General features: G+C 42.9%; 17 protein-coding genes and 1 riboswitch. Of the genes, 8 read left to right on the top strand and 9 right to left on the bottom strand.

Annotation, left to right across the window (positions count from 1 at the left end):
• Nucleotides 1-294 precede the first annotated feature (294 nt).
• Nucleotides 295-1,944 carry a S8 family serine peptidase gene (locus ABDD94_RS21415; protein WP_345953934.1) on the top strand — a complete coding sequence of 550 codons (1,650 nt, stop codon included), beginning with the start codon at nucleotides 295-297 and terminating at the stop codon, nucleotides 1,942-1,944.
• Nucleotides 1,945-2,178: 234 nt separating this feature from the next.
• Complete coding sequence (locus ABDD94_RS21420) at nucleotides 2,179-3,162, top strand: pyruvate dehydrogenase complex E1 component subunit beta (protein ID WP_345950058.1); 984 nt, start codon at nucleotides 2,179-2,181, stop codon at nucleotides 3,160-3,162.
• Between the two features lie 48 nt (nucleotides 3,163-3,210).
• Here the strand turns inward: ABDD94_RS21420 and ABDD94_RS21425 are convergent, their stop codons facing one another.
• On the bottom strand, nucleotides 3,211-4,377 hold the full coding sequence (locus tag ABDD94_RS21425; protein ID WP_345953935.1) for an acyltransferase: 1,167 nt from the start codon (nucleotides 4,375-4,377) through the stop codon (nucleotides 3,211-3,213).
• A gap of 158 nt (nucleotides 4,378-4,535) precedes the next feature.
• Nucleotides 4,536-4,733, top strand: a riboswitch (TPP riboswitch).
• A gap of 64 nt (nucleotides 4,734-4,797) precedes the next feature.
• On the opposite strand from ABDD94_RS21425, the gene ABDD94_RS21430 reads away from it, so the two are divergent.
• From ABDD94_RS21430 to ABDD94_RS21440, 3 genes are all read left to right on the top strand, one after another.
• Nucleotides 4,798-7,323, top strand: coding sequence for a TonB-dependent receptor (locus tag ABDD94_RS21430; protein ID WP_345953936.1), 2,526 nt, complete (start codon nucleotides 4,798-4,800; stop codon nucleotides 7,321-7,323).
• Nucleotides 7,324-7,402: 79 nt separating this feature from the next.
• Entirely contained in the window at nucleotides 7,403-8,020 is a 618-nt protein-coding gene (gene pnuC / locus ABDD94_RS21435; protein WP_345953937.1) for a nicotinamide riboside transporter PnuC, read from the top strand.
• 1 nt (nucleotide 8,021) lies between these two features.
• The gene (locus tag ABDD94_RS21440; protein WP_345953938.1) at nucleotides 8,022-9,131 is read left to right on the top strand and encodes an acyl-CoA dehydrogenase; all 1,110 of its coding nucleotides are present in this window, start codon (nucleotides 8,022-8,024) and stop codon (nucleotides 9,129-9,131) included.
• 76 nt (nucleotides 9,132-9,207) lie between these two features.
• Here the strand turns inward: ABDD94_RS21440 and ABDD94_RS21445 are convergent, their stop codons facing one another.
• The 4 genes from ABDD94_RS21445 to prs all read right to left on the bottom strand — a co-directional run bounded on the left by ABDD94_RS21445 (nucleotide 9,208) and on the right by prs (nucleotide 13,573).
• Nucleotides 9,208-10,326, bottom strand: coding sequence for an FAD-dependent monooxygenase (locus ABDD94_RS21445; RefSeq protein WP_345953939.1), 1,119 nt, complete (start codon nucleotides 10,324-10,326; stop codon nucleotides 9,208-9,210).
• 104 nt (nucleotides 10,327-10,430) lie between these two features.
• Nucleotides 10,431-11,561: an NAD(P)/FAD-dependent oxidoreductase gene (locus tag ABDD94_RS21450; protein ID WP_345953940.1), complete on the bottom strand. Its 1,131-nt coding sequence runs from the start codon at nucleotides 11,559-11,561 to the stop codon at nucleotides 10,431-10,433.
• Nucleotides 11,562-11,607: 46 nt separating this feature from the next.
• Complete coding sequence (locus ABDD94_RS21455) at nucleotides 11,608-12,426, bottom strand: helix-turn-helix domain-containing protein (protein WP_345953941.1); 819 nt, start codon at nucleotides 12,424-12,426, stop codon at nucleotides 11,608-11,610.
• A 238-nt stretch (nucleotides 12,427-12,664) separates the two neighbouring features.
• On the bottom strand, nucleotides 12,665-13,573 hold the full coding sequence (gene prs, locus ABDD94_RS21460; protein WP_345953942.1) for a ribose-phosphate diphosphokinase: 909 nt from the start codon (nucleotides 13,571-13,573) through the stop codon (nucleotides 12,665-12,667).
• Nucleotides 13,574-14,120: 547 nt separating this feature from the next.
• Between prs and ABDD94_RS21465 the strand changes: the two genes are divergently transcribed.
• From ABDD94_RS21465 to ABDD94_RS21475, 3 genes are all read left to right on the top strand, one after another.
• Entirely contained in the window at nucleotides 14,121-15,005 is an 885-nt protein-coding gene (locus ABDD94_RS21465) for a YegS/Rv2252/BmrU family lipid kinase (RefSeq protein ID WP_345953943.1), read from the top strand.
• A gap of 6 nt (nucleotides 15,006-15,011) precedes the next feature.
• Nucleotides 15,012-15,560 carry a dual specificity protein phosphatase gene (locus ABDD94_RS21470; protein WP_345953944.1) on the top strand — a complete coding sequence of 183 codons (549 nt, stop codon included), beginning with the start codon at nucleotides 15,012-15,014 and terminating at the stop codon, nucleotides 15,558-15,560.
• A 153-nt stretch (nucleotides 15,561-15,713) separates the two neighbouring features.
• On the top strand, nucleotides 15,714-16,517 hold the full coding sequence (locus ABDD94_RS21475; protein ID WP_345953945.1) for a hypothetical protein: 804 nt from the start codon (nucleotides 15,714-15,716) through the stop codon (nucleotides 16,515-16,517).
• Between the two features lie 177 nt (nucleotides 16,518-16,694).
• On the opposite strand, the gene ABDD94_RS21480 is transcribed toward ABDD94_RS21475, so the two are convergent.
• Genes ABDD94_RS21480 through ABDD94_RS21495 form a run of 4 tightly spaced genes read right to left on the bottom strand, consistent with a single transcriptional unit; the run spans nucleotide 16,695 to nucleotide 23,470 of the window.
• The gene (locus ABDD94_RS21480) at nucleotides 16,695-17,837 is read right to left on the bottom strand and encodes a cytochrome c peroxidase (protein ID WP_345953946.1); all 1,143 of its coding nucleotides are present in this window, start codon (nucleotides 17,835-17,837) and stop codon (nucleotides 16,695-16,697) included.
• A gap of 3 nt (nucleotides 17,838-17,840) precedes the next feature.
• Complete coding sequence (locus tag ABDD94_RS21485; RefSeq protein WP_345953947.1) at nucleotides 17,841-19,382, bottom strand: DUF6850 family outer membrane beta-barrel protein; 1,542 nt, start codon at nucleotides 19,380-19,382, stop codon at nucleotides 17,841-17,843.
• 2 nt (nucleotides 19,383-19,384) lie between these two features.
• A complete protein-coding gene (locus ABDD94_RS21490) occupies nucleotides 19,385-20,746 on the bottom strand; it encodes a DUF4876 domain-containing protein (protein WP_345950044.1) in 1,362 nt (453 codons plus the stop codon).
• A gap of 12 nt (nucleotides 20,747-20,758) precedes the next feature.
• Nucleotides 20,759-23,470 (bottom strand): TonB-dependent receptor, encoded by a 2,712-nt coding sequence (locus ABDD94_RS21495; protein WP_345953948.1) that lies wholly within the window; start codon nucleotides 23,468-23,470, stop codon nucleotides 20,759-20,761.
• Nucleotides 23,471-23,691: the final 221 nt, after the last annotated feature.

Below are 23,691 nucleotides of genomic sequence, written 5' to 3' on the forward strand. Positions count from 1 at the left end.
TTCAACAACAAGACCATGTGGAAATCTTTCTACTCAAAATATTGATAATGAATATCTAACAGATATCACTTGTTGAATACTTTTAATACACCCAATGTAACTTCAACACGATTGTTACAAATGCATTAGTTAAGCACCCGCCCTTATAATAGTAGGTGTAAATACAAAACGTTTTAACAACATCAAATGTTGTACAGCTTTTACTGCAATACGGGCAGCAATTATTGTATAAAATAATCGTTAACAAATGAAAACCGGGCTCAATATGTAATATATTGCCCGTAAATTAAAAATATGACTATTTATAATAAACACTTATTGGGCTACGCTTTGTGCGGCGCGCTGTTGCTTGGCAGCTGGCAGGCCAGCGCACAAACTGCTGCGCCAAAACCAGTCGAAGCGCCTAAAAACTGGCATTTGCTCGATCTTAAAACCGATGGCTTTTACGGGGTAAGCTTAAACAAGGCTTACCTGGCTTTAAAAGGCAAAAAGAGCAAGACGGTTGTTGTAGCTACAATAGACAGCGGTATAGACACTTTGCAAACCGATTTACGCAGCATATTATGGACCAACCCAAAAGAAATACCCGGTAACGGTAAAGACGATGATGGCAACGGCTACGTGGATGACGTACACGGCTGGAACTTTTTGGGTGGCCCTGGTGGTAAATGTGATTTTACCGAAACTACCGAAGAGGTACGTGAATACAACCGCCTAAAAGGAAAATATTTATCGGCAACTGAAGCAACCGCTGGCGACAAAAAAGAATTTGCCTACTGGCAAACGGTTAAAGCCACTTACGATTCTACCATTGCCAAATCAACCAGCGAGTCGGCACAGCTATCACAAATGATGAATGTGTTGATGATTACCAGCGGGTATGTGAAAAAAGCGCTTAAATTACCTGCTAACGGCAGCTTCAATACAGCAAGCCTGAGTAAAATACAAACCACTAATGACACAGTTGCGCAAAGCAAAAATGTGTGGACGTCTGTATTACAGGAAGAAGGGCCAACTGCCAGCAATGAAAAAGTTCTGAAAGACCTGAGTGAGTACCTCACTAAGCTGAACAACGATATTAACCCCGATCTGGAAGTACGTATGCGCATTGTAGGAGATGATCCCAATGTTTGGGATGATAAGCCACATGGCAGCAACTTGCTTAAATTCGATGATGCCTCGCACGGTACAGGGGTAGCAGGTTTAATTGGGGCTATACGCGGCAACAAATATGGCATTGATGGTGTAGCTAACAATGTGCGTATTATGGCTATTAAAGCAGTGCCTAATGGCGATGAGTACGATGAGGATATTGCCAAAGCTATACGTTACGCGGTCGACAACGGTGCCAAAGTAGTCAATATGAGCTTCGGCAAAAAATTATCTCCACACAAAAAGTGGGTTGATGATGCCTTTAAATACGCAGCTGAGCATGACGTTTTATTGGTGCAGGCCGCAGGTAATGACCATCAGGACGTGGACGTAAAACCAGAGTTCCCTAATGATATTTTTGAAGACGGTTCGGGTACCGATGCGGATAACGTGATCAGCGTAGGTGCATCGGCAGCCAAACAGGATGCCACGCTTGCCGGCAGCTTTAGTAACTATGGCAAAAAGAATGTTGACGTTTTTGCCCCCGGCGTAAAAGTAACTTCGGTTGATAAAGATGCCGAGTTTAATACCGCCGATGGAACCAGCTTTGCCTCGCCTATTACAGCTGGCGTTGCTGCCCTGTTACTGCAGTACTACCCCGATCTAAGCGCGAAACAGCTAAAGCAAGTCATCCTGCAATCGGCCAAACCGCTTACCGGAACCATGGTATTGAAACCAGGCAGCCAAACCGAAAAAGTTGACTTTACTACCTTGAGCAAAAGCGGTGGTGTTGTAAACGCTTACGAAGCGGTAATATTGGCAGGTAAAATTAAAGGCGAAAGGAAAAAGTAACGTTCAAAAAACCCACCTTGATAGGTGAGTTTGAAAACCATAGGTCATCCTTGGCATACGCTTGGGATGACCTTTTTTTTAAGATCTATAATTAAAATCCAGTCTTTGGAGAGGCCGGTTAAATGACGTTATCGTAAAATTTAAATTACAGCGGTATCTTTTGTCTGAGCAGGTTGTTTTTAAACGACCATTAACTATATTTGCTCCCAGAAAATTTTCATCTTTAATAACATAATGAGAGAAATACAGTTCAGAGAAGCGCTTCGGGAAGCCATGAGCGAAGAGATGCGCAAGGACGAAACCATATACCTGATGGGTGAAGAAGTTGCCGAATACAACGGCGCTTACAAAGTAAGCCAGGGTATGCTTGATGAATTTGGTGCTAAACGCATTATTGATACGCCTATCTCTGAGTTGGGTTTTGCCGGTATAGCTATTGGTTCGGCTATGAATGGCTTACGCCCTATAGTTGAATTCATGACGTTCAACTTCTCTTTGGTAGCTATTGACCAGATCATCAATGGTGCAGCTAAAATGATGAGCATGAGCGGCGGCCAGTTCTCGGTGCCAATCGTGTTCCGCGGCCCAACTGGTAACGCTGGTATGTTAAGCTCACAGCACAGCCAGTGTTTTGAAAACTGGTATGCTAACTGCCCGGGCTTAAAAGTGGTAGTACCGTCTAACCCGGCAGATGCCAAAGGTTTATTAAAATCGGCTATTATTGATCCAGATCCGGTTATTTTTATGGAATCGGAACTAATGTACGGTGATAAAGGCCCTGTTCCGGAAGAAACTTATTACACCCCGATAGGCAAAGCTGCTGTAACTAAAGAAGGTACTGATGTAACTTTGGTAGGTTTTGGCAAAATCATGAAAGTGGTTTACGCTGCTGCTGCCGAGTTGGAAAAAGAAGGAATCAGTGCTGAGGTAATAGACTTGCGTACAGTACGCCCTATCGATTACCCTACTATTATTGAATCGGTTAAAAAAACTAACCGTTTAGTATTGGTTGAAGAAAGCTGGCCATTAGGTTCAATAGCTACCGAGATTGCGTTTAAAGTACAAAAAGATGCCTTTGATTATCTTGATGCACCTATTCTACGCATTATGGGTGGCGACGTGCCCCTGCCATACGCACCAACACTTATCCAGGAGTACCTGCCAAATCCTGAGCGCGTAATTAAAGCGGTAAAAGAGGTTATGTACGTAACTAAGTAACCCTTTATAAATTTGATATAGGAAAGCCCCGCAAATGCGGGGCTTTTTTTATGCTCCTTGTATCGCTATTTCCCTAATATTGGAAACTTCAATGTGCATGTCCTTCTTGCTTGTACCGCTACTTAAACGATTGAACCTGCTTTTTAGCTTTAGAAACCGTTGTTCGTACAAATGGTAAGAACATAAAGCTATAATGGTTAAGAAAACCAAGTTTAAAGCAACCGAATTGCTAAACGGAAATGCGTTACCCCATGGCTGTTGCTTTGTAAATATTTGCTGCCATATATAAAGGCTGAATGATAGGGTGCCGATATACTTAATGCCTTTTAGATTCAGCAACCTGTTAATTCTACTATTGTTATCTGCAATGGTAGTTACCAGCACCAAAGCAATACACACTGCCGTTAAGCTAATAGGCAATAACAACTTAACACGGAAAAAAATCCAGCTAAGCACAATTAATGCTATTTGTGTTGCTTCAATAAATTTAAATTTAAACGTAAAGTACTGCGGATATTTTGCTACAGCTACCGATAATAAACTTCCAATCAATATGGTGCTTATCCCGTGGCCCAGCAAGTGATAGACGACGTACAGCGGCGCACTTAACCAAACCGATGCCGGATGCCAGTGAAAGTAAACATACACAATGGCGGGTGTCATCCCAATAACAATTAAGCCTGTTATAATATATAACTTCAAACTCCTGTTTAAAATGAAAGGGAACATCAAATAAAATTGTTCTTCTACACTGAGGCTCCAGTAATGGCCTGCCGGAGTAAAGCTTGAATGATCACCAAAATTTTCTACAAAAAAGAAAGGCCTTAAAAAATCGGCAGCCGCCAGGTGCATGTTAAAAGCCCGGTTAAGAAATATTAAAACCAGTATAAATAAATACGCTACGGGTAATATTCTTAAAAACCTGCGTATATAAAACCTTTGGAGTGATACTTTGCCGTGCACTGCCTTTTCTTTCAGCAATAGCGTGGTAATTAAGAACCCGCTTATGATGAAAAATACGTTTACGCCATACAACCCTATACTATATTTTTCAAACACAGGGTAAGGTAAATGACTTAATATCACTAATATGATTGATATAGCCCTTAAGCCATCAAGCGATGGGATATAGCGCTGATTTAAGATTGAGGGCAAGCTTTGCACCTCAGAGAATAGATATTTTAATTTACCAGACGGAATATTTTGCTGTATCAAGTTAAGGCGATATTTATAATACTTAGCTAATATCAATTCCTCATAAATGTTTTAATAAGTTGATATACCGTTTTGATATACAATCACCAACCTTTTCATATTCTTAAAAAATCAATAACAAACAAGCAATATTCAAAACCAAAGTCTATATTTGCTTCATAATTCTTAAGGGGTGCCTTGCTTTGAGCAATCAAAACTGAAAGACAGGCTGAGATCATACCCATGGAGATAGTTGTGTGTTATAGGTTCCGAATTGTAAGCGTAGCAATGCTTTCAATGTTTAAACCTTCAACTTTCAACGCACTCCTGCACCTGATCCGGATAATGCCGGCGTAGGGAGAGGTAAAATAGTTAAGTGTACTGTACGCAATTTACACCCTTAGCGGGCAGATGGTTTAACGCAATTTATTTATTAAAAACTTGAAAAATTTCTTTTCGGCACTTATTGCCCTGCTGTTGCCGTTTGTGGCTGCGGCCCAATTCTCTGTATCCGGAAAAATTACGGATGAGCGTACCGGCCAGCCTTTACCCGGCGCTACACTTGTACTACAAAGCTTGCAAAACGCACCTAATACGGTAAGCCAAACGGGCGGCGAGTACCGGTTTACCAACTTAAAAGCCGGCAGTTACGTACTTAAGGTAAATTATGTAGGTTACCAACAAGCCAGTAAATCATTTAACATTAATCGTAACACTGTAATTGATGTAAGCCTTAGCACCAGCACCTTTACGGCCGAAGAGGTAACCGTAAGTGCAACACGCGCATCCGCTAAATCGCCAACAGCGTTTACCAATTTACGCAAGCAGGATATCGAGAAAAATAACCTCGGCCAGGATTTGCCTTACCTGCTTAACCAAACGCCATCGGTAGTTACTACCTCTGATGCCGGTGCAGGCGTGGGCTATACCGGTATCCGTGTACGCGGATCGGACGGTACGCGCATCAACGTAACCGTAAACGGCATTCCACTTAATGATGCCGAAAGCCAGGGCAGTTTTTTTATAAATTTACCTGACTTTGCCTCATCGGTTGATAACATACAGATACAGCGAGGCGTTGGCACTTCAACCAACGGTGCCAGTGCATTTGGTGCCAGTTTAAATATCCAAACCACCACCCGCCGCGATAGCGCTTATGCCGAAATCAACACCTCGGCAGGTTCTTATGGTACCGTAAAAAATACGGTGATGGTAGGCTCGGGCTTATTGAATGGGCACTTTAGCCTGGATGGCCGCCTTTCACGCATTGCATCAGATGGCTATATTGATATGGCTTCGTCTAACCTGCGCTCCTTTTATTTAAGCGGTGCATGGTATGGCAAAAACAGCACCTTACGTGCTAATGTATTTGCTGGCCGCGAGCGTACTTACCAGGCTTGGTACGGTGTGCCCGATTATGTAATTGGCGACAATACTATACCTGATAACCGCCGTTTTAATGAATTGGGGATTATGCCCAACGGCGACCGTTACCCCAACCAAACAGACAATTACCAACAAAACCACTATCAATTGTTATACGATAAGCAGTTGAATAGTAAACTGTCTTTTAGTGGTGCGCTTCATTATACTAAAGGCGCCGGTTATTACGAAGAGTTTAAAGAAGATGCAGATGTGAAAGACTATGGTTTAACACCTGTTGTGATTGGTGCTACACAAACTAACCCCGGCACTACACTGAGATACACTGACCTGGCACGACGCTTATGGCTGGATAACGACTTTTACGGATTAACTTATTCTTTGAAATACCATCCGCAAAACAATACCAACTTAATTTTAGGAGGCGCTTATAATGAATATAAAGGTGCACACTTTGGTAATATTATTTACACAAAACAGAGTGCCGGCATCATACCTAACTATGAGTATTACCGGGACGATGCCAAGAAAACTGACTTTAATATCTTTGCGCGTGGTGAATTTAATATAGGTAAATTCTTACTGTATGGCGATATGCAATACCGCCGTATTTATTATTCGTTCCTGGGCTTTGATCGCAACCTGAATAACGTGCAGCAAAACGCCACCATGAACTTTTATAACCCCAAGGTTGGCGTTACTTATAATATTAATGACCGCAGCAATATATACGCTTCACTGGCTGTAGGCAATCACGAGCCAAACCGCGATGACTTTACCAACTCCACACCGCAAAGCCGCCCTAAATCTGAAAACCTTAAAGATTTTGAAGCAGGATACCGTACACGCGGCTCAAATTATAATGTGGGTATAAACGGTTTTTATATGCTGTATAAAAATCAGCTCATATTAACCGGCGCCCTAAATGACGTGGGGGCAGCTATACGTAGTAACATTGCAGATAGCTACCGTGCAGGTGTTGAGTTGGATGGCAGGGTTGCTATTCTACCTCAGCTAAGCTGGGCCGCTAATTTAACTTTAAGCACAAATAAGGTAAAAAATTACGTACGTGTATTGGATGGTCTTTATGAAGATTATACACCTACAAAGCTGTCTGTTACTCAAAATTTTGATAAAACAGACCTTGCTTTTTCGCCTTCTGTTATTGCTGGCAGCGAGATCAGCTTTTCGCCTGTAAAAGGTGGTAGTATTGCTTTATTGAGTAAGTATGTAAGTCGCCAATATTTGGACAACACTTCAAACATCAATCCACCAGGGTACCCCCTTACAGATGATGCCCTGAGCAACCCTTATGCACGTAACCGCTATTTGAATGGTTATTTTGTAAACGATGTGCGGCTAAACTATAATTTCAATATTAAAGGCATTAAAAATATAGGAGTTACACTGTTGGTAAATAACGTGTTCAGCGCCAAATACGAATCCAATGGAGCAACTTATCCAAATCTGATAGGTGCTGGTCCGGTAAACGGAACCTTGCAAGGCTTTAACTTAGTGAACGGAAATTATTTTTATCCTCAAGCCCCTATTAACTTTTTGGCAGCTGTTAATTTAAAGTTTTAACACTATCCCTTTTTTGTAGGGGATAAAATACATACAACAAGATAAAATAAGCCTTCTATAGAAATTTTGAATAAGCCAAATGCAAAACTGGATTGACCTTTTCACCACCCAAATGCAGCAAACCACTTTATTAGAGTGGTTTGCTGTACTACTGGGGGTTGCCGAAGTGTTACTTGCCCGCAAGAACAGTGTATGGCTTTATCCTGCGGGTATAGGCGGCTCTGCCATTACCATATCCTTACTACTCAAAGTAGGCCTATATGCCGAATCGGCCTTGAGCGCCTATTACGTAATCATGAGTATTTATGGGTGGTATGTATGGGTGCGGCGTTCAAATGAACCACCAGTGCAGGTTGCCTGGGCAACACGCCAGGAATGGGTAATTACCCTGCTTATAGCGTTTGCAGGGTGGGGCATAATTTACTTGCTGCTGCACCATTATACATCTTCAACCGTGCCCGTTTGGGATGCCTGGGTATCTTCAACGGCATGGGCGGGCACTTGGTTACTGGCCCGCCGGCGTATTGAGAACTGGGTGGTGCTCAATGTATCTAACTTATTTGCCGTACCGCTCCTTTTTCATAAAAACTTAGCCCTCTTTGCTGCTCTAACAATCTTTTTATTTGTGATAGCGATATTCGGCTTTTTCGACTGGCGTAAAATATATAACCAACACCGAGCTACCGCTACTGCCTGATATGAACACCGAACCCCATCCGTCTTTATTATTGCAACCCCACTGGGTAAAGGCTATTCGGCAATATGCCTTTGCGGCCGAAGAGGCTGGTATGCTGCAACCCGAACAACTGGACATAGTTTACCAACAACAATGGTTTAAGCTTTTAGTGCCAAAAGCATACGGCGGCCTGGAGCTACTATTGCCTGAGCTGATACGGCTTGAGGAGGCTCTTAGCTGGGCTGATGGCAGTTTGGGCTGGGTAGTTACCCTATGTGCAGGAGCAGGATGGTTTGGCGGCTTCATTAACCCCGAAGCTGCGTCTGAAATTTTTGCTGATCCGAAAGTTTGCCTGGCCGGCAGCGGTGCTTCAACAGGCACAGCTACAAAAACAGCTGGCGGTTACTTGCTTAATGGGCATTGGAAATACGCGAGCGGGGTTAAGCATGCTACGCATTTTACGGCCAATTGCCTTATTCAGGATGAGAATGGCAATAGTGTATTGAACGAAGGCGGCGACCAGCTAGTATTGCCTTTTGTGATAGACAGCAATACAGCCACACAGGTTGCCGCCTGGAAATACATAGGCATGATGGGCACAGGAAGCCACGCCTTTACTATGCAGAACGCTTATGCTCCGGCAAACCGCTGCTTTAAGATTGATGCCGTTGCAGCGGTCATTGACACATCGTTATACCGCTATCCCTTTATGCAGTTGGCCGAGGCCACGCTGGCCGCCAATATTGCGGGTGTGGCTATGCACTTTGTGGACTTGTGCGGTCCCATATTTGAGCGAAAGATTGAGGAGTCGCGCCGCATGAGCGATGAGAACCGGGTAACGCTAATGAAAACCCTGCACAATATTAAAGAAAGCCTGCAAGGCATACGTAACCAGTTTTATGAGGCCGTTGATGCCTCATGGCAAGCCGGCTTAAATAACCATTTAACATCCGAATACTTAAAGCCGGTAAGCACCACAAGCCGCTTATTAGCCCGCATAGCCCGCGAGGGTGTAGATGAATTGTATCCTTTTTGCGGCTTGCAAGCTGCTTCGCCCGATACGGAAATAAACCAGGTATGGCGTGACCTGCATACGGCCAGCCAGCATGCGCTATTAACATTTATGGAGTAGTGTTGCCATTTACGATGGCTTAGGGCGAATTACAGTGCTTTACCTTCGATAAAGTAATGTGCTAAAGTTCAAAATGCTAAAAGCCTTGCAAATTTCTTTTACGGATGGCTTCTTCCGTTTCAGGAACAAGAGACTCTAACCCAACTCTTACCGCCTCGGCCTGAACTTCTTCTATAAATGGACGGAAGCTTTTGTTGTACTCCTGAAATGCAGATTCGAAATCTCCCTTGTGCTTTTGAAAGGCATCAGCTAATGCTGCAGCTCCATCTATAGCTAACGATCCTCCCATTCCTGCAGCTGGTGAAGCGCAATAGCCTGCATCTCCCACCAGGGCCACCCTGCCTTTTGTCCACGATGGCATTTTTATTTGACAGAGTTTATCAAAGTAAAATGTTCTAGATTGCTTTACTTCTTCCAATAATTCTGCGGTCCTCCAGCCAGCTCCTGCAAACTGTTCTAAAATAATGTGCCGCTGTTGCTCTTCATTACGATAATCATAAGGAATCTCTTTCTCTGAACGGAAACAAAGAATAATATCGGTCTTGCTGTTGTAAGCATTCAGCATTACTGCTTTGTTAGGCACGTTGTACATTTGTGCGGTATTTTGTTTGATGAGCAGTTTATTAACGATAGTGATAGAAAAATACTGCCCCAAAAAATGCATGTATTCACTTTCGGGGCCGAACCAGATGTCTCTTACAGCAGAATGAATGCCATCGCAGCCAAACAGCAAATCAACCTGGCTTTGCAAACCATCTTTAAACGTAACGTGTATTTCGTCTCCGGTTTCACTCAGCCCGGTGATACGGTTGTTGAAAATAAAGTGAACTTCATCTTTCACCGCATCAAATATCATGTTTAGTAATACATTCCGTTCTATTTCAAAGTCATCATCTGGCAGTGGCTCCCCCTCTTGCCTGAGCAACATGGCACCTTCTGTAACATCGTCGGCATTTTTAAACTCCCATGTTTCCAAGTTCAACCGGTTGGCTTTTATCCGGTCAAAAAGGCCCATGCGTTTAACAATGTCAACGGTATTTCCACGAACGTTTACCGGGGTGCCGCCTTTCTTAAGCCCGTTTCCAACTTCAACAACAGTTACATGGTAACCTAATTTGTTCATCCAAAAAGCGGTTGAAAGTCCGGCAAAGCTAGCACCCGATATCAGTACTTTTTTTCCTTTTAATGATTTCATTTTATATAAATCCATCTTAACATGTTGAGACGGGCGACAACAAAATTCGGGCTTGCACCCCGGTTTGGCTTGTAAAAACACGACAAAAACCTGCCTGCAGCTTGTTAATGAATAAACCTTTGAAAGGAAAAGTCGGGTTGTCGCATCTCTATCTCATTATTGGCGGACTCGAGCTGTGCAGCGGCGGCATACACCAACATTTGCTGTTCGTAATTGCTAATGGCCGCTTCTATGGTCTTGTATTTTCCGCTAGTGAGGTTTTCCGATAAAATTAAGGCGTCCATTAATCCTGTATTTACGCCTTTTCCTGCAAAGGGTGGCATTAAATGCGCGGCGTCTCCAATAAGCGTAATAGGCAAGGGGCGCGCCTTGTTCCAGGGTTTGTTCAGCGGTAATTTTTTTGTAGGCAATACCCAAAAAGCAGATGTAGCGCTCAATAATCGCTGGTAACGATCATCCCAATCAGATAACCTGTTGGAAAGAAAAGCACAGATGCTGTCCTTGCGCTGAAAGTCTAATTCATAAGCGTGAGCCCACTCCTCAGGCTTCTTAAAAATGACACCGTAAGTTAACACTCCGTTATTATAAGGGTTTGCTACCAATAAATTACCTTGGTAAGCTGCCATGAGCCTGTGCCCGTTGCATAACTTATAAAATTCAGGGCAGTTAATTTCGGGTTGGGGTACATCTCCTTGTATAATCACCGTCCCTGTTTCTCGCGCTTGGATGTCTGTTACATAGTGTCTAACTTTTGACATACCACCATTCGCAACGATCACCAGATCAGCGGTTGTAGTGTATTGATTTTCGAAATGGAGCAGCCATTTTCCGCAGTGTTCTTCAAGTCCTATGGTGTTCTTGTCCCAAGCTACTGTATCTTCTGTTAAACTACTCAGTAATATAGTTCTTAAATTGTTCCTGTTTATTTCAGGATTATCGAACTGAGTTTCGGGTGTGGGGGTTTTAGTGAACAATACCTTACCTTGTTCATCGGCCATGGTAACGCCCATGGGCATAGCTTTAGCATAATAGGTTTCTAGCAATCCTGCCTTTTTCAAGGCTTGCTGTCCTGAATCTTGATGAAGATCGAGTGTGCCGCCCCAAATTCTTGCCTGTGGGTCTTTGTCTCTTTCATAAACGGTTACCTTTACGCCACTTTGCTGTAGTAACCGGGCCATGGTAAGGCCAACCGGCCCAGCGCCTATAACGGCAACATTTTTATTTCGGAGTAACATGAATTTGCATGGTTATTTACCTGCAAAATTCAACAATGCCTCTGCATCAGGCTTGTACAAATGCGACAAAGTCTTCGGTTATGGTCTGTTTTCCCTTTCTTACTTTTCGGGCAAAAGCGGCTGGCGTGGTCCCGGTATAGCGCTTAAAATCGCGGCTCAGATGGGCTTGGTCTGCATAACCCAGTTCGTGAGCTAAGCCAGCAAGATTAGCGTCGGGGTTAAGCCATAGATGGTTTCGTACCTGCTCAAAGCGCATCAAACCAGAAACGTCTTTCACCGTATAGCCTGTAGATTGTTTAAAGTTTCTTTCGAGTGTGCGCACTGTGGCGTGAGCGGCGGCGGCTACCTGGCTTACGGGTAAAGTACCGTTTGCTTTGCGCATGGCAACGCCCGCTTTAAACAACAAACTATTAGCGGCAATTCCCTCTCTTGCGTTCAGGAAATATTGTTTAACATGTTCCAGTGCTTCTTCAATTTTACCAACCTGAACTAACTGGCTGAGCGAAGACTGTAAACGGGCAATTGGGTGTTTAAATACGTGCACGCGATCCTGCCCCGGCTTGAGTCCAAGCAAATCGAAAACGGTCCATGGAAAGCACCTGATACCTATCACCTCCAAATGATTATTTGCATGCAAGATAACCGGTTGCCCCAACAGCCCCATTATGAACGGTGATGGCAGTGACTGCAAGCCCCCGGGCGTAGAAATGCTACAGGTACTCCCGAAAATAAAAACGATTTCAGCATAACCGTCGGGAAGCACTTCAAAGGTCGATAATCGTTCTCCAAAATCGATGCTGGTGTACCAAAAGCACTGTATGGCATCACGTAACTCTTCGGGAGATTCAATTTCCTGGTGCTTCATATTACGTATTCGAGTTAAAGGTAATGAAATACTAAAGTTAACCCGCTGTTTCCAAATTATTCCAAATCTTACTAAAAGTAGCTAAGTACTCCGTTGGCGTACACCCACCGATTTAAGTGCTAAGCGTATAGAGCAGGGTGGTAAAATACTTCAACAAGCTATACAGCACAACGCCCAAATTGGCTATATATGTATACGTCCGCCTATTGGCGGCCTGTTTCCTGCAATTAAAAAACGATTAAATTGCTTCACAAATGAGTTGAGCCAGGCTTTTGATCTCAACAAAATCATCATCACTAAATAAACTGGTGTTAGCGTGCGAGTCTGTACAGATCAGTTTTTTAATCAGCCCGCTGTTTCGAAGTTTGTTAATACCGTCATTTACAAACAGACCATGGGTGGTAATTACAAAAATATCGGCCGCACCGGCTTCTTTATAAGTTTTAGCTGCATTGATGATGCTGCCGCCAGAGCGAATCATGTCATCATAAATCACAACCGTTTTGCCGGCTACATCTGCATTGATAGCGCTTACCTCGGTATGGTCGCCCTTGAGGCGGCGTTTCAATATAAACGCGGCGTTAACGCCTAAATCGTTCGCCAATGATTCTACCCATTTAGCACGACCGGCATCGGTACTGGCCATCACGAAATTATCGCCCCCGTACTGCCGGGCAACTGCCATTATAATAGATTTACAGTATACATGTACCGGGTACAAATCATGCTCAAAATAATACTGAATGCCCTCTGAATGCAGGTCAAAAAGCAAAACCTTATTACCCCGGTTTGATTTAGGGATGCTGGATAACAGCCGCGCCCTAGTTTTAGCGGTTACAATCTCGCCGCTCAATACAGCCCGCTCCATGGTCGAATACCCAAAATAAGGAATAACTAACGTTAAAGAGTTAGCACCATAACTTACCAGGGAGGATGCCAGATCATACAGCTCCAGTGTGGCTTCATCACTTACCGTACCACCAACCAGCACCACATCCCGGTTCTCAATTACAGAAATAATGCGCTGGTACCGTTCACCGTCAGTAAACTGGCTTACTTCCAGTATGCCTTGTTCAAAGTCGGCACAGACCAGTAATTTTTTGGCCAGGTATTCATATTCTTTAATGGCAAATAGTATCTTTTTCATATGCATTGTACTGTCGTTTTACCTGTTCAAAAATAGTGGTATTAATCAGCTTTCCGTTCAAATACCGTGTGTAACTCATTAGGCAGGTTGGCATAGCTCTAACTCATGTAAATTGGAGAGCATTAAACACTTCCAACAAACGGTTCATATAATTACTTAACAGTAGCGTAATATGTAAGGCTAAACCATCTGTATAATAATACGTTATTTGTTTGTGTTACTTTATACACTTATTAAAAGACCGGTGCCATGTTGGAAAATTATATTATTGTTTTGGAGTGGCCTTGGCACGTTTTTATTTGCATTTAATAATTTATTGGATATGCTGAAGGAGCCAATGGGCAACAGAGCTAAAAGACGGCTGGCTATTTTATAAATACATACCATTGCTCAAAATTATTAAACCGCTTAATTCCTACTAAAAGTTGGCAAACTTCACAGGGATTTAACTCTACGTAAATATTTAAGCAGGTGGGCGTGCTGGCAATATTTGTTAAAAAACTATAGCTACGGTTGTGTGTTGCAGCCTGTAAAAAAGAAGGTTCATATGAAATTTAACCATATTCATTTTATCATCAATCCGGCCTCTGGTAAAGAAGAACCTATTTTGTCTTACATTAATCAAACTTTGGATAACACTGGAATAGAGTGGGAACTGTCTGTTACAAAAAGAAACTTTAGCGCTGGGGAGATTGCAAAAGCGCTGATAGGTAAGACAGACCTGATTGCCGTTTATGGCGGCGATGGTTGTGTAACAGATGTTGCAGGCGCCATACAGGGTACAGCAACACCAATGGCCATCATACCGGGCGGAACGGCCAATGTGATGGCCAAGGAGCTTGGTGTGCCTGTAGACGCTAAAGCGGCGCTGGAATTACTGGTTAACGGCAAGTTGCAATTGAAAGTAGTTGATATGGGTATGGTGAATGATCACCTTTTTTTGCTGCGGATAAACTTAGGAATTATGGCAGATATGGTTTTGCAGGCCGATCGGGATTTGAAAGATCAAATTGGGCAGCTGGCTTACGGGGTAACAGCGGTTAAAACTATTGCAGAGGCAAAACCTGTTACTTACCGCCTCACTATTGACGGAAAAGCCGTTGAAGAAACAGGCGTATCATTAACAGTTACCAACTCAGGCAATATAGGCATTGGCGATTTTGCTTTACAACCCGGTATAAGTATTACGGATGGCTGGTTGGATGCTATCCTGTTAAAGGATGCCAGCTTTACATCACTACTTAAAGCTGCCGGCAGTACCTTGCTGCAAAATGAAACGGATGCTATTAAGCATTGGCAGTGCAAAGAAATCATTATTCAAACAGACGCTGACCAACGTTTTATTTGTGACGATAGTGAGCAGGTAGCCCAACTATTGCATATTAAGGTTGTACCGGCTGCTATACGTATTGCGGTTCCGGCCGAAATCTAAATTCTTATGCTTGCTCAAATCAAAAGTATCGTTGTTCTGGTTGTCATATTTTTCCAGAAAATATATGACAATGTATACCGACTGATAGCCGGTATGCCCACGTTGAAGCGGAGCCAAATTACGGCAGATCTGTTTTTAGGGAGTCAGTATAATTTGCTGGGATTACGTAAATTGAAAGCGCTTGGCGTAACAGCCATCATCAATATGCGTATACACTCTGTATATAGCGAGGCCCAATACGATGGGTTTAGCTACCTGCATTTACCCACAGAGGACAACACGCCGCCCACCATAGAAGCACTGGTAAGAGGCGCTGATTTTGCAGCCAGGGCCGTAGCTAATGGTGGTAAGGTGTATATTCATTGCCGGCAAGGGCTAGGCAGAGGACCAACCATGACTATCGCTTACTTGATTAAAACCGGTTTAACTTTTGATGATGCTTTTGCTTTAGTGAAAAAAGTACGCACCTTCATTAATCCCCGCCCGTCCCAAATAGCCAGGTTGAAAGAACTGGAGCACTATTACCAAAACAGCAGTAAAGTACCAGGCGCTTAACGCACATGTGCTGAAGTGTAAGCAGCATGAATATTAATTACACCGAAATTAATTCCCTTTGTAAAGCTACCTGCAAACGCCTTGACGATACCGTTGCGGCAAATTTAATGGTAACAACCTATTCAATTCATATAGCCCGGGTACTTTTGCGGTATGCCGGCTATTTCTATCGAAGACATCTCTAAAGTAACGGGTACGGCAAAGCTGCCGGGGTTAGCCCGTTTGCTGATGAAGTTACTTAATATTGATGCGTTTAACCTGATGATGCAGCAAGCGGGCGAGTTAGATGGCCGGGCCTTTACCAACTTTGCATTAAACTATTTAGGCGTTACTTTAAATGTAAGTGAAAACGAACTCAAGCATATTCCAGCCAACGGCGCATTCGTGGTTGTAGCCAATCATCCATATGGTGCAATTGAATCGCTAGCGCTGCTTACCCTCCTGGTTGCAAAAAGGGCAGACACCTTGTTCATGGGTGACTTTTTGCTTAAACGGGTGCCTAACCTGGCTCCATACATTATAGCGGTTAACCCTTTTGAAAAAGTAAAAGATTCTTCAAGCATCAGCGGAATTAAGACAACGTTACTTAAACTTAAACAAGGCACACCGGTTGCAATTTTTCCGGCCGGCGAAGTTTCAGCATTCGATTTAAAAAGCTTGTCTATTACAGACCGCCAATGGCATCCGGTAGTGGGCAAGCTAATTGCCAAGGCCAATGTGCCTGCACTACCTATATATTTTCATGGTAATAATGGTTTTGGCTTCAGCCTGCTTCGCATGCTTCATCCAAGTTTGCAGACTGTAATGTTGCCTACGGAGCTTTTTAACAAAAAGGGGAAAGTGCTTCATGTGCGTATCGGTAAACCTTTAATTCCAGGTGTTGATTTCGACCCCAGACCGGAAACATCACTCCATCAACTCAGAACGCACACTTACGCAATGGGCAATCGGCTCTAGCCATTAGTCTGGTTCTTACAAAGGCATCACAGCGGAATTTGGTATATCAGTTTATCCGTTCAATGCTGCCCGTTCCAGCAGTCGTCCCATTCAGCATTCACCCAGTTGGGTCCGCAATTCATCATCTGCCGTGTAATCATTCGGTTTAACAGTCGTTAGCACTATGCTTGTATTATGCTACTGCGGCAAAACGGGTTTAGTAATTCTCCAGGGCTCAGTGGTTATAGATTCTAAAAATGCAATAATTGCAGCACGTTCTTCTTTTGTAAGGTTTAATTTTTTTAGGTGCACATCTGTTTTAGGAAACAACGGATCGTTAACCTGATCGGGTTTAGGTTTGGGCTGAGCCATCCCTGCGTTGTACATGTTCAATACACCTTCCATATTGTCAAACAAGCCGTTGTGAAACCATGGCCGGGTACGCATAACATCTCGTAAGCCAGGAGTTTTAAACTTGCCTACATCTTTCGGATCCTTGGTGATGTTGTACCTGCCCAAATCTTCATACTTATCACGACCATAATACGTAAGACCAACGTTATGAAATTCATTGTCAGTAAAAAGCGGCCCGTTATGGCAATTCATACAACGTGCCTTTGTACGGAATAAATGTAAGCCTTCTATTTGCTGGTCTGTAAGGCGCTTACTACTGCCTTGTAAGAAATAGTCAAAATCTGACTTCCGGCTGGTAAAGGTAAGCTGGTAAGTAGCCAGTGCCTTGGCTATGCGTTGCTGCGTAATATTTTTACTGCCAAAGGCGGCGGCAAACAGCGGTGGGTATCCTTTTATAAGCGATAATTTACCAGGGAGCTCCATAAGATTTTGGTGCATTTCGATATCTGAAGCTATCGGACCAGTTAATTGCTCTTCCAGGTCTTTCGCGCGTCCATCCCAAAAAAGCATTTTGTAAAACCATACGTTTTCCAGGGATGGTGCATTACGTGAATTGGCCATTTGATTGTGTCCTAAAGAGACCTGTCGCCCGTCTGACCAATGCATTTCGGGCGCATGACAGCTTATGCACGATATTTGGTTAGAACCAGACAATCGCGGGTCATAAAATAAAACTTTACCTAATTCAATCATCTCCTTATCCTTTACAGACTGTGCAGATATCGGTGCTTTAGGCAGCATACCTAACTCAGTCCACTTTATATCCGGATCAACATCAGGCTTAGGCCATCTATCGGGTGATTGGTTGTAAATGGCCCGCAATGAATCAGCGTTCAGCCCGTTAAAAGTCAATATTATGGTGCTGTTAAAAGAAAAATGTATGATAATGCACAACAAGGCTGTGATAGAGAGCAGTACCTTCTTCATCTGCTAAAAATATAAATTTAGGTTTAGGGCATAGGATAGCCTGCTTGTGCCTGGAGCAAAAGCGGCAGGCAGTAACACCGCCGGCGAACTAAGTTTGCGGTTTAAACCAGTTTGCAGACCGAAACCGGTACGGTAGCCTTTTAATAAGTTGGAGCTCACATAATTTAGTGTAGCCATCATCCCCCCGCTAAAGCTTTTATAGAAGTAATAATCCGGATAAACTACACCTTTTGTAAATTCTGTAACGGTAGATTCAGGAGCAATAAGATTGTTTTCAAGAGGGACCAGCGCTAAAACGCTTACCTTTACCGATAAATCGTTCTGGTTGTTTATATGATTGTAAAGCGCTATACCAACACTTGGCTGCAACCAAGTATAACGATTACTGGCATAAACACTCAAATCACGCCTGCTTATATCTTGGTACAATGCCCCTGCGGTAAACCCGGGCACAATGTGCTTAAATTTATTTAACATAACATTATACTCAGCGCTGTATTTTTTGTGGCTGACGTAATAATTTGTTGCGCCAATACGATTGTAAAAACCGCTGCCATCATCTAATCCTATATGGAGCTTTACTTGCTGGCTTAGCTTATTTGTTTGATGTGATAATAACAACGCCGCATCCAGTTGGTCTGCCTGATAATTGGCAATATTGTCAAAGTTAAGGCTGGTGATTAAACCCGACTTATTGTTTTCTTCATTGAGTAAGTATGCGGCCACTGCTTTGATATTCCAGTTAATGATGCTTCCGCTATAACTTACGTTCAAACCTTTGTATCGCTGATTTCTGTTTATTGTTAAGTTTAATCGTTGGGGATAAGCAGAACCATAACCCGTCACAAAATAAGTTATCCAGGGTTTATAAATATCAGATGTGTTTTCGCGGTAGCTATCGCTGGCGTAGGCTATGCCATTATCCTCATAGCCCGTGCCCCAACTCACGCCTACCCCAATGGTGTGCATGTTTGACCGATAAATTAATTCAGGCTTTATCATAATCCTGAAAATCTTTACATCCGGCCTCGGGTCAACAGAACGCGTTGCCGTATTGTACAAGTAATCAATTCCTGTACCTATAAACCAATGTTTTGGAGAAAGCTGAAAGCTTAATTGCCCACCCATATAAAACTGGTCGCGCTGATAAGGTCCGGCCTTGGCTGATGCAAAGTAGTAGGGTCGATCTTCATCCGGCAATCCTTGCTGTGTCCAGGCAAGGCTGTCGTCGGCCCTATGTTGGTACGAAAAATAGCCCGACACCTTAAATTTACGCAGCGAGGCAATTCCTTCGGCGCTAAATTCGGCAAGGGTGGTGCGTTGTGCCACTTGTGAAAGCCTGTAGCCACCAGACTCGCCCGATACCTTCAACTGTACCTGACTTGCCCTTTCAACAGGCGCCACCAAAAGTTGTGAAACTGCTTTTTTTGAAAACTGCAAATTCTCAAAATTTTGCTTGTACAGATACAAACTATCGGTAACGGCCTGCGCGCAAGCTGCTACCGATATTAGCAATAAACACAAACCTATAAACAAGTGCTTCATCCTTACTTGAAAATGGTTTTAGTAGCGTCCGCCCTATCAAGATAATCAAAATCGTTACTGGAATTGTTGGTGTCCATAAGCACACGGCGGCCATTAACGGTTTTGCTGGTTTTACGTATGATAGATTGAGAGGAGTAGGAGCCACCTGGTACCATACCAAATCCGGCGTCCAAATCATCAGTAAATTTCTTAGGAATGCGTGCATCGGCTGATGTAGGCTGAATATCTACAGCGTCAAAGATGGTAACCTCTGCTTTCGGAATACGCAGTTTGTACTTAGTGTCATTGGTAATGCTTTTTACGTCTGGGGCTGGAATCAGTGCATATTGTTTTAAATCTTTTGTTGTTTTAAATACTACAAAGCCGTCACGACCCAGGTTATCCATAATAAAGTCGTTATTATATTCAACAACAATGTTAAGGTTAGTCACATTTAAGTTATCGGCATCAGAAGCAAAGCTTTTAGTGGTGCCCTTGGTTACTTTTAAATAATCAACCAAATAAGCTTCAAAATCTGCATGGCTAAGATCTACAGTAAGGCTTGGATCAGCAACAGCATAAGTGGTGCCGTTACCACTCCATGATACTTTGTGATTTTGTGCATTTTGAGCGATGATGATACTGCCACCGGGTTGTACAGGATATTTTTTACCCGATCCATCACTTGGAATCATATATAGAGAGGCGGCATACAAATAATTTTCGTTTGCCTTGCTCACTGTATTACCAATTGCCTTGCTCCAATCAAACTGGCCAGACTGCAAATAAAACCCTTTCGATTGATCAATTTTTGATATGGCTGTAGCCACCCCTTCTATTTGACCAAAATACAGGCTGTCAGCATACATCAACTCGTTAGAGTTGTTGTAGATTTCCAAAAACTGATCTCTGAATATAGCACCGTTCTTTTGGTTTGATCCGGCGTAATAAATTTGTTTAATTACCCAACCGCCCAATCGCCCGCTCTTTAACACCAGAGACAGCTGAGTATTAGCGGCTGTAACGCTTTGGTTGCCCAAAGAACCATTAAAAACAACATCATCAGTTACATAGGCATTTGTTTGAGCATTATAATCTTTGGCAGACATTTTTAATGCCGCAGTAACATTGTAAGTACCTTGGGTAATGTTGCCAAAGGTTACAGTTCCTTTTTCGTTGGCAGTTGCTTTATTGGTTTGCCCGGTAATTAGGTTGGTAATAGTAACCTCTGTATTTAACGCTGAAAAGTTATATTCTTTTAGCTGATCATCGAACGATACCGTAAGGCTCATGGAGACCTCACCTGCATCGGGCCCCTGGCTTTTTTTACAACCAGCGGCAATAAAAAACAAGCTAAGCAGTAATAGTAAATTTACCTTTTTCATATTGTTAAGAGTTTAAATTTTAATAGATAGTTCAGCGCTAACAGCTACCGGGCTGTTAGGGGCATATACCTGCTGAGTTTCGGGGTTTTGATAACGCGGCATTAGGTTAAACACGTTATAAGCGCTTATTGCAAACCTTATTCGTTGCCTGATCTCCTTGGCAATTCGCATAGAGATGTTTCCATAAACAATAGGAACTTTAACATAGCTGGATTCCGTTCCGATATAGCCCAGGTATCCGTAATCGGGATTATTAATGTCAAAAGATGTTATAGGATGCCTGTTTAAATTTTTATCCAGATAGGCTACCGGAACGTTACTTGCATCCAACGTACGTTGAGAATTGAACCAGGCAACGTCTGCAATAACATTTACCACAAATCCCAGCTTGGGTATGTGCGTAGTAGTAGTAAATTTGCTGGTAATGGCCCAGTTTTGGTACTGATTACCATTATATACACCCCACCACGCAGCGCCACCCGCCAATGCCTTTAAGGGGTCGGCCGGAGAGTAACGCTCACCCAAGTTATTATACTTGCTGTAGATGATAGAAGCATTGGCGCCTACGGATGTTTCTATGGCTTCAATTTTCTTTGTGTTAACAAATATTTCGGCACCATAGTCATTAGTGTTCACCACATTGCTTATTTGGGTATCTGTTAAACTGCTTCCAATAAGTAGTTCATATTGCCCACTGAAAGTATAATTCGGCTTTTGTCCGCTTACTACAACGTAATTATATTTAGGTACAATGAACGACCGAGGGGTTGATATGCCGTTGAAGCCGCCCCGGTTTTTTTTCATATATGCAAACACCGATACATCAAACAGGCTATGATTGTATTTTAAGCCGGCTTCAAGCTGGCTTGAACGAGTTGGCTTAAGATCCGTGTTATCTGGAGTTACCTTTTGGGTATACACCAGAAATAAACTTTGATCAATGTTATTATCTGGTGTCCGGTAAGTGATTAATGGAAAGTCGTAATATACCGGACCTGGGTACCGATAAGCCATTGTAGGCGATTTGGTGGCGATACCGTACGCCAGCGTAAATTGTAATTGCTCTGATAGCTGGTAGCTGGTGTTGATACGGGGCTGAAAATTTCCAAAACCATTCTGCTCATCATACCGTATGCCAGGCGTTACACTTAAATACCGGTTCAATACCTTAATCCTGAAATTGTCTTCGGCATATATGCCCAGATTAACCAGGGCAGGCAGCAGCTGAAAGTCATAAGGACGACTATTTTTGTTGCCTTGGTTACGCCATCTTGGGTTGTCAGGGTCTTCGAGCACACCGGCACCTTTGTTGGAGGAGGTTGACAAAGTTGTACCCAGATTGAACCGGTGGAATACCTTACCAATATTGAACTGCCCTAAAAAGCTTAGGGTTGCATTAATATTAACAGGCTTGCCTACGGTGTGTTGTACCGAGCGGTAATCGCCGGGCACGAAGTACCCCTCATAAACACCGGTTGTATCTTTCGAAGCGATGGGCAATAAACCCCCACGCCGCATTTCATACTCAGCATACGATTCAGAATAAGCTGTACTGAACCCGCCGTTGAAGTTTATACGCTTAAGGTACTTACTGTTGATAGCTGCGGAGAAGCGTTCGGCAATACTTAACCGGCGGTCCTTTGAAAAAGTGCGTCGCCCTTGTATATCTTCGGGATCAAGCTTTATATCGTCAAATTTGGTATTATAATCAACCGACAATGTATTTCTAATACCTTTGGACAGGTAGCTGGTCCACATCACGCCAGTGCTAACCCTGTCATAAGATTTTACACTATTTCGTGGGTCTTGATAGCTGCGTAAAAAATTTACATTTACGTTGATGGCTCCTGCTCTTTTACCAAGCATATACCCTTTAGCCAAAGCGTAATTTGTAGAACCATACGTAGTACGGGCATTAAACTGATAAAAAGTTTTCCCTGCCTGCCTGTTTAAAATTACTGCGCCATCGGTTATATCCCCATATTGCGCCGAGGCTACACCGCGTACAACCTCAATGCTTTCAATATTATCGGCCGGAATGTTGCGTAAATCTAACCCTGAAAATGTAGCGTCATAAATACCATTATAACGGCTATCTGTTATTTGTGCCCGGCTTAAGCCCAGGGTGCCAATATTGACGTTTTGCATATTGGCATTGTTAGACTGCTGAACGCCATCAACAATGATGGCTACGCCCATTGAATTATTTGATGCGCTTGCCCCTGTAGCTGCAGTGCGTAAGGTTAAATTTTGCATCGTTTGCAGATTGGGTGCAACAGTGGCCTTGCCAGGTAATGCGTTCAAAATATCGGTAAGACTGAAAGCTTGTACTTGTTCAATGGCCTGCCTGTCGAATGTAATTGAAGAGTTTGAGTTCTCTCCTTTTTGCTTTTCGGTTACCTGTACATCGTTAAGCGTTAGGGTTAATTCCTGTAAGATGAAGACCGCTTCATGCTTCGGATTTTGCAAGTTCACTTTTGCCAAGATGGTATTCATGCCAACAAAAGAAATTTTCAAGGTGATAATAGGGAATTGCCTGACATTAATGGGAAACTTAAACTTGCCGGCAACATCTGAATAAGCTGTTATGCCCGTCTCTTGTACTAAGACTGTCGCAAATTCAATTGGCTTTTTCTTGCTGTCTAAAACCTGCCCTTGGTATGTGGCAATAGTTTGAGCCTGGCTTATTAGCGGGATAAATAATAAAAGTAAAAATCTCTTCAACTTATTTAGACTAAATCTAATTAAAAACAAAGAAACACTTTTTTACCTAATCCACAAAGATGTAAGCAAAATTTTTGACAGCTAAATGCTGGGAGAGGAATAGAAGGACCTATGCAAAATTGATGGAGCAATTCCGCCGTTTTAACATGAAGAAATTAGGCTTTTGCCAAAATATGATGCTAACTTGCAGGTGTTAGTTACTTTGTGAAAGGCTATACAGC

It is taken from the genome of Mucilaginibacter sp. PAMB04168, assembly GCF_039634365.2.
Taxonomy (GTDB): domain Bacteria; phylum Bacteroidota; class Bacteroidia; order Sphingobacteriales; family Sphingobacteriaceae; genus Mucilaginibacter.

What these genes read in the sequence shown, in the direction of transcription:
- ABDD94_RS21455 (WP_345953941.1), bottom strand. Translation starts at nt 12,426, where the DNA reads ATGAAGCACCAGGAAATTGAATCTCCCGAAGAGTTACGTGATGCCATA.
- ABDD94_RS21475 (WP_345953945.1), top strand. Translation starts at nt 15,714, where the DNA reads ATGCCGGCTATTTCTATCGAAGACATCTCTAAAGTAACGGGTACGGCA.
- ABDD94_RS21445 (WP_345953939.1), bottom strand. Translation starts at nt 10,326, where the DNA reads ATGAAATCATTAAAAGGAAAAAAAGTACTGATATCGGGTGCTAGCTTT.
- ABDD94_RS21420 (WP_345950058.1), top strand. Translation starts at nt 2,179, where the DNA reads ATGAGAGAAATACAGTTCAGAGAAGCGCTTCGGGAAGCCATGAGCGAA.
- pnuC (WP_345953937.1), top strand. Translation starts at nt 7,403, where the DNA reads ATGCAAAACTGGATTGACCTTTTCACCACCCAAATGCAGCAAACCACT.
- ABDD94_RS21490 (WP_345950044.1), bottom strand. Translation starts at nt 20,746, where the DNA reads ATGAAAAAGGTAAATTTACTATTACTGCTTAGCTTGTTTTTTATTGCC.
- ABDD94_RS21485 (WP_345953947.1), bottom strand. Translation starts at nt 19,382, where the DNA reads ATGAAGCACTTGTTTATAGGTTTGTGTTTATTGCTAATATCGGTAGCA.
- ABDD94_RS21470 (WP_345953944.1), top strand. Translation starts at nt 15,012, where the DNA reads ATGCTTGCTCAAATCAAAAGTATCGTTGTTCTGGTTGTCATATTTTTC.
- ABDD94_RS21480 (WP_345953946.1), bottom strand. Translation starts at nt 17,837, where the DNA reads ATGAAGAAGGTACTGCTCTCTATCACAGCCTTGTTGTGCATTATCATA.
- ABDD94_RS21415 (WP_345953934.1), top strand. Translation starts at nt 295, where the DNA reads ATGACTATTTATAATAAACACTTATTGGGCTACGCTTTGTGCGGCGCG.
- ABDD94_RS21465 (WP_345953943.1), top strand. Translation starts at nt 14,121, where the DNA reads ATGAAATTTAACCATATTCATTTTATCATCAATCCGGCCTCTGGTAAA.
- ABDD94_RS21450 (WP_345953940.1), bottom strand. Translation starts at nt 11,561, where the DNA reads ATGTTACTCCGAAATAAAAATGTTGCCGTTATAGGCGCTGGGCCGGTT.
- prs (WP_345953942.1), bottom strand. Translation starts at nt 13,573, where the DNA reads ATGAAAAAGATACTATTTGCCATTAAAGAATATGAATACCTGGCCAAA.
- ABDD94_RS21440 (WP_345953938.1), top strand. Translation starts at nt 8,022, where the DNA reads ATGAACACCGAACCCCATCCGTCTTTATTATTGCAACCCCACTGGGTA.